The organism is Ruegeria sp. CE6, assembly GCF_056537485.1.
In genome coordinates, this window is sequence record NZ_JBQFRR010000012.1 from 1 (window position 1) to 1,805 (window position 1,805).

A 1,805-nucleotide genomic window follows, 5' to 3' on the forward strand; every position below is an offset into this window, starting at 1 on the left:
GCGGCAAGCGTTTGACAAATGCCCATGAGACGATGATCTGGGCTTCGAAATCTGAAGCAGCGAAATACACGTTCAATTATGAGGCGCTCAAATCCCTAAATGAGGGGATTCAAATGCGCTCTGATTGGCTTTTGCCGATTTGTAATGGCGGTGAGCGTTTGAAGAACTCGCGGGGCGAAAAGGCACATCCAACGCAAAAGCCTGAATCGCTGCTGCACCGCATTTTGATTGCCTCAACAAATCCAGGCGACGTAGTTCTTGATCCTTTCTTTGGCACTGGGACAACGGGCGCCGTTGCAAAGAAATTGGGGCGCGATTTCATCGGCATCGAGCGTGAGGAAGAGTATCGCGAAATCGCCGAAAAGCGTATCGCCAACACGCGCCGTTTTGACAGTGATGCACTTGAAACCAGCCTCAGCAAAAGATCGGAACCGCGTATTCCCTTCGGTCAATTGGTCGAGCGGGGCTTGCTGCGGCCTGGTGAGGAATTGCACAGCGGTAATGGCCGCCATCGTGCAAAAATTCGCGCCGATGGCACGCTTGTCGCTTTGGACACCAAAGGGTCGATCCACCAAGTGGGGGCGAAACTTGAAGGCGCACCTTCGTGCAACGGGTGGACATATTGGCATTTCCGCCGTGACGGGAAAACCGTGCCGATTGATCACCTTCGTCAACAATTGCGTTCCGAGTTGGGCGAGTAACGCCACCTCCAAGACAGCTTTCGATATACCGCCCGTGCCTGTGGCTTTTGCCTCGGGGGCACGCACCTTACCCTCGCCCATCGGGCGGGGGTTTTTTATTCCGTTTGAAGCAGCCCTTTCGAATAGGGCGTCCAATCCTTGACTTGCGGATAATGTTGCTTGCGCCAAGCGCGCACCTTGGGGTTCATAACCCGCCGCCACAAAGGCGGGCAGAGGGCCAAAATCCCCATTACAGGATAGCCATAAGGCAGTTGCGGCGCGGCATCGTGATCATAGGTTTGTAACAGCGGATAGGCCCGATCTGGACGATAATGATGGTCTGAGTGACGCTGCAAGTTGATCAGCAACCAATTCGTGGCCCGATGATCCGCATTCCACGAATGGCGGGGTTTGACATGTTCATATTTCCCCGCGCCTTTGTAGGCCCGCGTGAGGCCGTAATGTTCGATGTAATTTGTGATTTCCAAATGGAACACCGCAACAAAGGCCTGCACAGCGAAGAAAGCAGGGCCCCATTTCCCGCCAATGGCATAGGCCAATCCCATCATGCCTGCCTGCAATCCCCCGTAACGCCAGAACGGATTGCTTCTATGCCATAGTGCAAGCCTGCGCTTTTCAAGGCGCTGCGCTTCGGCCTGCCATGCAGATTTGAACGACTGGATCAAAACACGGGGGAAAAAGCGGTGAAACCCCTCATTATATCGCGCAGAAGCAGGGTCACGCGGGGAGGCCACATGGATATGATGCACCAAAAGATGTTCGGTTTTGAAATGCGAATAAAGCGTCATCGCCAGTAGGATATCGGCCAAGCCACGTTCCAACCGCGTGGGGCGGTGCATCAATTCATGGCTGTAATTGATGCCAATCATTCCCGTGACAACACCCGAAGAGGCCGCCAACCCGAATTGCTCGGTAAGCGTCAGATGTGCAGGATTGGTGGCGAGATATGCAATCAACCCAAAGACCAATCCGAATTGTAACGGTGCCCAGATCAAGGTGATTGCGCGATACCAAAACAGCGAGCTGAGACGCGCGGCCTCATCAGGGTTGGTTGGCTCGCGGCCGAATATTTGATACAACAACGGAAACAACCACCATGTGGCC

2 protein-coding genes are annotated in these 1,805 nt (G+C 54.1%); one reads left to right on the top strand and one right to left on the bottom strand.

Annotated elements, in window-relative coordinates:
- A partial coding sequence (locus ACR0DK_RS20475; protein WP_480737914.1) for a DNA methyltransferase occupies positions 1-701 on the top strand: 701 nt, incomplete at its 5' end.
- A 95-nt stretch (positions 702-796) separates the two neighbouring features.
- Here ACR0DK_RS20475 and ACR0DK_RS20480 read toward each other — a convergent pair.
- Positions 797-1,805: alkane 1-monooxygenase (locus ACR0DK_RS20480; protein ID WP_480737916.1), on the bottom strand; the 1,009-nt coding region annotated here is incomplete at its 5' end.